Source organism: Nosocomiicoccus sp. HMSC09A07 (assembly GCF_001808485.1).
GTDB classification, from domain to species: domain Bacteria; phylum Bacillota; class Bacilli; order Staphylococcales; family Salinicoccaceae; genus Nosocomiicoccus; species Nosocomiicoccus ampullae_A.
In genome coordinates, this window is the sequence record NZ_KV793634.1 from 1 (window position 1) to 7,900 (window position 7,900).

Genomic DNA, 7,900 nt, shown 5'->3' on the forward strand with positions numbered 1-7,900 from the left:
TAAATCGGGATATCTAACAAAATCGCAAAATTTTGTTAAATAAAATTTGGCGTAAGAGTGTTTTTCATCTTTTAAGATAAAAAGAAACTATCGCACATTGGTTATTTACAAAAATTCTCTGAATCTGTGAGATATACCAGGATAATTAACAAAACCTCGGGCGCCGACCCGAAATTTGTTAAATTAAACCAAGCGAAGTTCTATAATTACACATCGGATACAACCAAAAAACTCCACAAGGCCATTTATCAGCCTTGCGGAGTTTCTTACTTTTAAATATTATGATTTTCTTAATCGTCCAAATATGAATGAAACAATTAAGATTAAGATGATCGCACCGAGTAGTGTGCCTATGATACTCATGCCACCAACTGTTGGTCCAATATTTAATCCAAGTGCGTTACCAATTGATGCTCCGACTAATCCTGCGATGATATTACCAATAACACCACCTGGAATGTCTTTACTAATGATTAAGCCGGCGATCCAACCAAGGATACCCCCAACGATTAATGTCCAAAGCCATCCTAACATAAAAATTCCCCCTATAAGTAGTTTATATATTTAATAAACTAAATGTGTTATTAAATACCAGTATTATTATCTGATATATATTACATACCCGACTATATATGTTATAAACATTTACAGTAAAAACTTTTATGCTTTTTCTTTTCGATGCTTAAATACAAAGGCCAAATAAAAACTAAAAGCGATGATAATACTTATCGCGCTGATTAAGTAAATGTACGAATAACCAAATAAATCTGACACGAATCCAAATATTAACGCTCCGAGTCCAACTCCTAAATCAAAAAATGAGAAGAACGTTGCGTTTGCCATACCACGCCTGTTCGACGCTGCGCGATTTACTGCCATCGCTTGGAGTGCGGGTTGTACAAATCCAAATCCAAGTCCGTATAGTATTGCTGCGATGTATAACGTGGTCGCTGATGTCATAGAGAACATCATAAACATAGCAACTGTAATCATGATCATTCCTGGAACGAATACGACTCCCATACCGTGGCGGTCAAATAATTGTCCCGCGTAAAATCGAGTAGAGAGTAGTGCGAGCGCGTATACGACAAAATATATTTGAATGCTGTGAGACGAGAATCCAAGTTCGATTGTGTATGCAGGTAAAAACGCTGCGATACCACCGAACGTAAATGTCACAAACATAAGTAAAAATGAAGCCGGTAACGCCGTTTTTTCAAATAAATCAAAACGGTGATACGTCGTACTCTTACTCGCTTCTTTATCCGGTTTAACATAATTAATTTGCGTTGCAAGAATGAATGCAATGAGTATTAATGTTCCGCAGAGGATAAACAACCACGTAAACGAAATGTAATCGACTAAAAATAAACCGAGTGCCGGTCCAAGCGCAAGAGCAATATTCGCACTAATAGAGAAAAATCCGAGACCTTCACCACGACGAGATGCCGGAATTAAGTCTGTTGCGATCGTCCCTGTTGCGGTCGTTAATGATCCCCATCCAATGCCCTGCACAACTCTAACTATTAATAAGACGAATAGTACTGTACTAATTGTTAACGAATATGTCGACACTAAAAATATGATTAAACCGTAGAAGAACACGTAACGACGACCTTTTGTGTCAAGCCACGTCCCAGCAGCTGGCCGAATGAGTAGTGCACTAAAAGTAAATATCCCAACGACGAGACCGATATATTTATTATCTAAACCGAGGTCTTGAACGAACAACGGTAATGTCGGTAACGTCATTTGAAACGATAGAAAAATAAAGAAGTTTGCAAATAAAATAATAATGAAATCTTTTGTCCATATTCTATCGTGTAAATTACTATTGTCCATCGCTAGTATCCGCCTTTCTATTAAATTAAATTTCGTATAAAATAGAACGTATCACTAACATATAGAGGAAATTTTATGAATATACTAATGATTGATAACTACGATTCATTTACGTATAATCTCGTTCATTATTTAGAAATGAACGACAAAGGTGTAAATATAATCGTGAAACAACCGTATGAACTTAACAATAATACCATAGATGACGAAAGTATTATAGGGATTGTCGTTTCTCCAGGGCCATCTCATCCGAAAGACCGACCTGAAGTAATCGAGTTTTTAAAATCTGCTTGGGGGAAAGTTCCGATTTTAGGAATTTGTCTCGGCCATCAAATGTTATGGCATATGACAGGTGGCACAGTGACACATTTAAAACGTCCGGTGCACGGAGAAACGTATGAACTCACGCACGACGAAAAATTTATCTATAAAAATATCAATAATCCAATTCAGATTACGCGTTACCATTCTCTCGTCTGTAAAGGCGATAACGACGAATTTGTAGTCGTCGGCACAGCAGACGATGAAATAATGGCGATCCGCCATAAAACGGAGGACATTTTTGGACTTCAATATCATCCAGAATCGATATTATCTGAAGAAGGTCATGCACAAATTAATAATTTTATCGATATCGTATTGGAGAGATGCTAAATGAAAGCACATATCAATTTCACAAAAAATGGCGTCGTTGAAGACTTGTATTTTGTAAAACCGGTTAAAACATACGATGAAACAACACCTTTAAAAGATGTATTAGACGCGTTAGAAACTGCACAAAACAACGACCAATATGCACTTTTTGCAGTGACATATGAGTCTTATAAAAAAGATGAAACAGAATTTCTCGCTGTAATTTACGATGCACCAGTTTCGAGAGACGTCTTTTTATCTGAAAGAGAAAATGGTTCGTATAAATTATCTCCGTATAAAATGATTGAATCACAAGAAGAAATCGAAAGTAATATCGAGAAAGTGCGAGACTATATACGAGATGGGCATACGTACCAAGTGAATTATACGACGCGTATGCATGGGGAGTTTTCAGGAGATGCGCATGCGCTCTATGAAAGACTCACTGAAGAAAATAATGGTGGCTACACAGCGTTCATTGAGCACGGTGATTTAGCGATTGTTAGCGCGTCGCCGGAGTTATTTTTTGAAATCGATAGCGACCGCACGATTCGAACGCGCCCAATGAAAGGAACAGCTCCTCGTGGTGAAACGCTAGAACAAGATGAAGAAAACTATGCCTTTTTAAAGAATTCTAAAAAAGACCGTGCAGAAAACGTAATGATCGTCGACTTACTTAGAAACGACGTATCGAGAGTATCACAAAGTGGCACGGTGAATGTTCCGCATTTATTTACAATTGAAAAATATAAAACAGTATTTCAAATGACGTCGACAGTTGAAGGTCAGTTAAAAGATATACCATTTAGCGAGGTGTTCGGCTCACTCTTCCCGTGTGGATCGATTACAGGTGCGCCAAAACAAATGACGATGGAAATTATTGAAGCGCTCGAATCGACAAAGCGTGGGTATTACTGCGGGGCAATCGGTCTTTTATATAAAGATCAAACGACAGTTGTGAACGTACCGATTCGTACGATTGTCATCGAAGGCAATACATATACGTACGCAGCTGGCGGCGGTATTACGTATAATTCTGATAAGACGAGTGAGTATCACGAAATTCTTACAAAATCTAAATTTTTAGAGCAAGCATATGACTGAACTTATTGAAACGATGCGCCTTGAAGACGGTGTCGTGAAGCGTTTAGACTATCATAATAGACGTATTAATCGGTCGGCTGAAGTATTTCATCTGAACAAGATAGATTTAAAAGAAGCGGTTAATAGTTATGTAAAAATACATAACTTAAATCAAGGCGTATACCGAATTCGTGCACTATACAATAATGATTTGACATTGATGCATGATAAGTTAGAAGAAACAACAGAAATTACCGCAAATGTCATTCAAATGGACTGTACAGAAAAGAAATGGTTAAAACATAAAACGACGAAGAGAAACCAATATAAAACAAGTGAGTATCCGTTTGCGTTATACTATGATAAAACGGAAAGAATCACAGAGTTTAACATCGGTAATCTCGTCGTTAAAACGCATGATGGTTATTTCACACCGAGTAAAAGTGGTCTATTAAATGGTGTGATGAGACAATTTTTATTAGACAATGGTACTATAAGTGTACGAGATTTTACTTTAGATGAATTAACCGAACGATATAACAATAACGAGATTACGATTTATTTAATCAATAGTTTAAGAGAGTGGGTCAAAGTGAACCTACAAGTTTAGGAGTGAACTATGTTTACACTATTATTATTAGGCATATTAGTCGCCGTCATTATATTGACGTTCTATATCAGTACATATTTATATGAAAATGACATTACACTCGTCGCACTACTCGTCGTAGTCGTCGGTATCATCGTAAGTATTATACTCGTTGGTTGGATCATGGATAACACCGTAGAGTTTGTAAGTCAAAAACTAGAAATATTCTACAATCCAGACAGTTAGGAGAATGGTGATGATTTTTGAAAATGGTGAACGTGTAATGACCTATCAAAGCAGTAAAACACTGACTGATAGCGAAAAAGAATTGATGCAGCAAAAATTTGAAACGTTAAAAACAGACGAAATATACGATATCGTATTTACGACATCAACAGTAAATATTTTGTACCATCCAACATTAATGATGGACCGTCTAAGCATGATCGATCCATCAGAAGTTGTACATGAAGTGATTGAAGAAGTGGTAGGTGTTTTAAAATGAGTATTATTATTCAAGATAAAGGACTACTGTCTACAGTAGTTTCATCATCTGAAGCACTCGACAACTTATCTCCACAAATCGCAAATAAACTCGTCGGTAACCCTGTCGATGAAAAGACAATCGAAATGGTCATTCGACCAGCTAAAATTGCATTTACAGAACCGACAGTAATCGCGTTTTCTGGTGCACTATTTAACGTTACAGTTGGCGATAAAAAACTATCTGCTAACCGTATGTACATACTTGACCGTGGAGACGTAATAACATTCCACGATTCTGACCGTGGAGGACGCGTCTACCTTGCGATCGCGGGCGGAATTAAAACGAACGGTTCTAACGTATTAGAGTCCGGAGACGAAATTACGATGCGACGCGATTATACTGAATTACATGACGAAATCTTTAGCATGATGCGAAATCGTTCGACAGTGTCATGGGGAATTGGATCGTATTCACTTGCTGAAGTATATTTATCGGATAATTTCCATATCGTAAAACGTAAAGGTGTCGACGAATCTGTCTATAGAACGTTAGAAGACACGTATGCCGTCACGTTTGAAAAATACCGCTACGCACTTAATTTAGAAGGTGAAGCGGTCGATTATACAGATGATTCGGTCGATAACTACGGTGTATCGGGCGGTGTGTTTTTAAAAGATGGCCAGCCGTTTATCGCATTAAATGACTTTGAAGACTCCACAGAATACACACATATCGGAACGATACCGAGCTATCATATGCATAAGCTCGCGCAAAAAACAAAAGACTCGAAACTTAAATTTACTGAAATTGATGTCGAGCACGCATACGTAAACTTATATAACTACGAAATGTGGAAGAAAAGCTTATTCAAAGCGATCGATTATAAAATCAGTAAAGAACTCGTAAAAGAAAAAATGTAATAACAATTTTTTACCCGACAACATTAATTTGTTGTCGGGTTTTATTATAATTGCGTATTTTAAACAGTAGTAGACGTATAACTCATAAAAAGTTCAGTTCTCTTTAATATTTGAATCATTTAATGTATAATAAGTTAGCTTAAAAGTTGGACGATTGGGTGAGTTGTATGGAATCTGTGTTAAAAAAGTCATTTGGTTTAGAGACGTTTCGACCAAAGCAAAAAGAAATTATACAGTCAGTTTTAAACGGTCAAAATACGTTAGGTGTATTACCAACAGGATCTGGGAAATCGTTATGTTACCAAGTTCCTGCATTAATGTTTGACGGTACGACGATTGTCATTTCACCGTTAATTTCTCTTATGCAAGACCAAGTGACAGCGCTTGTCGATAAAGGAATTAAAGCAGCGTATATCAACTCAAACATGACAAAAAAAGATCAAGCGCGAATCGAGCGACGATTATTAAATGGGGATATTGAGTTATTATATGTCGCGCCGGAGCGCTTTAAAAATGAAAAGTTTTTAGAAATTATCTCGAGAATTAATATCCCGCTTGTTGCATTCGATGAAGCCCACTGTATCTCTAAATGGGGACACGATTTTAGACCAAGTTATCAAGACGTTATTTCGGTCATCAATGAATATATTGGAGACGCGGTAAAAGTCGCGTTAACTGCGACTGCAACTGAAGACGTTGAGAAAAATATTATAGAGCTTTTAGAAATCGATGAGACGGATGTCTATAAAACGTCAGTAAAACGCGACAATTTAGAGTTAATTGTCAATGACACGTTCCAGCGCGAGCGTTTTATCGTTGACTATTTAAACGAACATAGAGGCAAAAGTGGCATTATATACGCGGCGACTCGTAAAGAAACTGAAAAGATCAGTGGCTTTTTATCAGATAATAATATTGATAACAGAATTTACCACGCAGGACTTACGAAGTCTGAGCGTGAAGAAAATCAAAATGCGTTTATAAAGGATGACGTCAAAGTCATCGTTGCAACGAACGCCTTTGGTATGGGAATCGATAAGGAGAATATCAGGTTCATTATCCACTACAATTTACCTGGAGACCTGGAAAGTTACTACCAAGAAATTGGGCGAGCGGGTCGTGACGGTAAAATGAGCCAATGTATTCTTTTATCGAACCCGAGAGACATTGCGCTCCAACAGTTTTTCATCGACCGATCACAAGCGAGTGACGATGTAAAAGAAAGTATGCGTGAAAAACTCGACCGAATGATTCAATATAACGAAACGTCAAAATGTTTGTCGTCGTTTATCGTAAAATATTTTGATAAAAATGAATACGTGACTGAGTGCGGGGAGTGTTCAAACTGTAAAAGTGACGCGCGTACAGTTGATATGACTGAGGAAGCGAAACTTATTATGACACTCGTTAAACTAGTGTCGCTGTCACCTGAAAAAGTGATTCAAGTGCTGCGCGGTGAAGTGAACGATAATATTATTGATTCTGGCCTGACTGAAGTCAGCCAATTCGGGCAATTATCGAACTACTTAACGAGCGAAATTCACCACATAATCGAAGAACTCGTATTTAGAGGATATATACATTTAGAAAACGATACGTTATACGTCGTGAAGAAGAGTGAAGCGGTACTTAACGGTATAGAAATGATTTACACGGTACCATATCGCACACAGTTTAAAGAAAAAGTAAGCGTATCGACGGAATCTAGTTTTAACGAGGCTCTTTATCAGCAACTAAAAGATAAGCGTGAAGAACTTGCTGTGGCGCGAAATATAGATGCTGCGCAGATTTTTACAGATGCGTCGTTAAAAGAAATCGCAAAAAAGATGCCAGAAACAAAAGGCGACATGATCAAACTGCTTGGCATCGGAAACTATAAACTCAAACATTACAGCCCACACTTCTTAAAAGTCGTCGAAGAGTATAGTAAGAAATAGGGGAGGAGTCTTTTCATCTTTAGAGGATGAAAAGACTTTTTTATTGTAGTTCGGGGAGGTCTAGCGCGATTGAGGCTTGGTGGGGGAGCTCGGGTCTCTCGGGTCTCTCGGGTCGCTTATTTATAAAAAATGTCTGAATTTGTTAGATATATCCGGATAATTAACAAAAATAGAGATTTCGGCCAGGATTTTGTTAGATAAAACAGGATAATTAACAAAAATTGAGTCGTGGCCTCTAAATATGTTAAATATATCCGGATATCTAACAAAAACGGGGATTTTATGTTAAATAAAATCGAGAGAAATTGAGTTTTTAATCTTTTAGGATAAAAAGAAACTATCACTCCTCGCTTATTTACAAAAAACAATTGAATTTGTTAGATATATCGAGATAATTAACAAAAACTCC

The 7,900-nt window shown here is 37.2% G+C and carries 9 protein-coding genes; 7 read left to right on the forward strand and 2 right to left on the reverse strand.

Annotated elements, in window-relative coordinates; genetic code table 11:
- Positions 1-279: 279 nt before the first annotated feature.
- Entirely contained in the window at positions 280-534 is a 255-nt protein-coding gene (locus tag HMPREF3177_RS04290) for a GlsB/YeaQ/YmgE family stress response membrane protein (protein ID WP_070457230.1), read from the reverse strand.
- Positions 535-660: 126 nt separating this feature from the next.
- Entirely contained in the window at positions 661-1,842 is a 1,182-nt protein-coding gene (locus HMPREF3177_RS04295; RefSeq protein ID WP_070457231.1) for an MFS transporter, read from the reverse strand.
- 75 nt (positions 1,843-1,917) lie between these two features.
- Between HMPREF3177_RS04295 and HMPREF3177_RS04300 the strand changes: the two genes are divergently transcribed.
- From HMPREF3177_RS04300 to recQ, 7 genes are all read left to right on the forward strand, one after another.
- The gene (locus HMPREF3177_RS04300) at positions 1,918-2,496 is read left to right on the forward strand and encodes an anthranilate synthase component II (protein WP_070457232.1); all 579 of its coding nucleotides are present in this window, start codon (positions 1,918-1,920) and stop codon (positions 2,494-2,496) included.
- Positions 2,497-3,579: an aminodeoxychorismate synthase component I gene (gene pabB / locus HMPREF3177_RS04305; RefSeq protein ID WP_070457233.1), complete on the forward strand. Its 1,083-nt coding sequence runs from the start codon at positions 2,497-2,499 to the stop codon at positions 3,577-3,579.
- A complete protein-coding gene (locus HMPREF3177_RS04310; protein ID WP_070457234.1) occupies positions 3,572-4,168 on the forward strand; it encodes an aminotransferase class IV in 597 nt (198 codons plus the stop codon). The genes pabB and HMPREF3177_RS04310 overlap by 8 nt, the downstream gene beginning before the upstream one ends.
- Before the next feature lie 9 nt (positions 4,169-4,177).
- A complete protein-coding gene (locus tag HMPREF3177_RS04315; protein WP_070457235.1) occupies positions 4,178-4,393 on the forward strand; it encodes a hypothetical protein in 216 nt (71 codons plus the stop codon).
- A gap of 10 nt (positions 4,394-4,403) precedes the next feature.
- A complete protein-coding gene (locus HMPREF3177_RS04320) occupies positions 4,404-4,652 on the forward strand; it encodes a hypothetical protein (protein WP_070457236.1) in 249 nt (82 codons plus the stop codon).
- Positions 4,649-5,554, forward strand: a complete 906-nt coding sequence (locus HMPREF3177_RS04325; RefSeq protein ID WP_070457237.1) for a 5-oxoprolinase subunit C family protein — start codon at positions 4,649-4,651, stop codon at positions 5,552-5,554. The genes HMPREF3177_RS04320 and HMPREF3177_RS04325 overlap by 4 nt, the downstream gene beginning before the upstream one ends.
- A gap of 167 nt (positions 5,555-5,721) precedes the next feature.
- Entirely contained in the window at positions 5,722-7,491 is a 1,770-nt protein-coding gene (gene recQ / locus HMPREF3177_RS04330) for a DNA helicase RecQ (protein WP_070457238.1), read from the forward strand.
- Positions 7,492-7,900: the final 409 nt, after the last annotated feature.

Excerpts from the sequence above, each read along its gene's own strand:
- HMPREF3177_RS04290 (WP_070457230.1), bottom strand. The coding sequence starts at position 534 with ATGTTAGGATGGCTTTGGACATTAATCGTTGGGGGTATCCTTGGTTGG.
- HMPREF3177_RS04295 (WP_070457231.1), bottom strand. The coding sequence starts at position 1,842 with ATGGACAATAGTAATTTACACGATAGAATATGGACAAAAGATTTCATT.
- HMPREF3177_RS04300 (WP_070457232.1), top strand. The coding sequence starts at position 1,918 with ATGAATATACTAATGATTGATAACTACGATTCATTTACGTATAATCTC.
- pabB (WP_070457233.1), top strand. The coding sequence starts at position 2,497 with ATGAAAGCACATATCAATTTCACAAAAAATGGCGTCGTTGAAGACTTG.
- HMPREF3177_RS04310 (WP_070457234.1), top strand. The coding sequence starts at position 3,572 with ATGACTGAACTTATTGAAACGATGCGCCTTGAAGACGGTGTCGTGAAG.
- HMPREF3177_RS04315 (WP_070457235.1), top strand. The coding sequence starts at position 4,178 with ATGTTTACACTATTATTATTAGGCATATTAGTCGCCGTCATTATATTG.
- HMPREF3177_RS04320 (WP_070457236.1), top strand. The coding sequence starts at position 4,404 with ATGATTTTTGAAAATGGTGAACGTGTAATGACCTATCAAAGCAGTAAA.
- HMPREF3177_RS04325 (WP_070457237.1), top strand. The coding sequence starts at position 4,649 with ATGAGTATTATTATTCAAGATAAAGGACTACTGTCTACAGTAGTTTCA.
- recQ (WP_070457238.1), top strand. The coding sequence starts at position 5,722 with ATGGAATCTGTGTTAAAAAAGTCATTTGGTTTAGAGACGTTTCGACCA.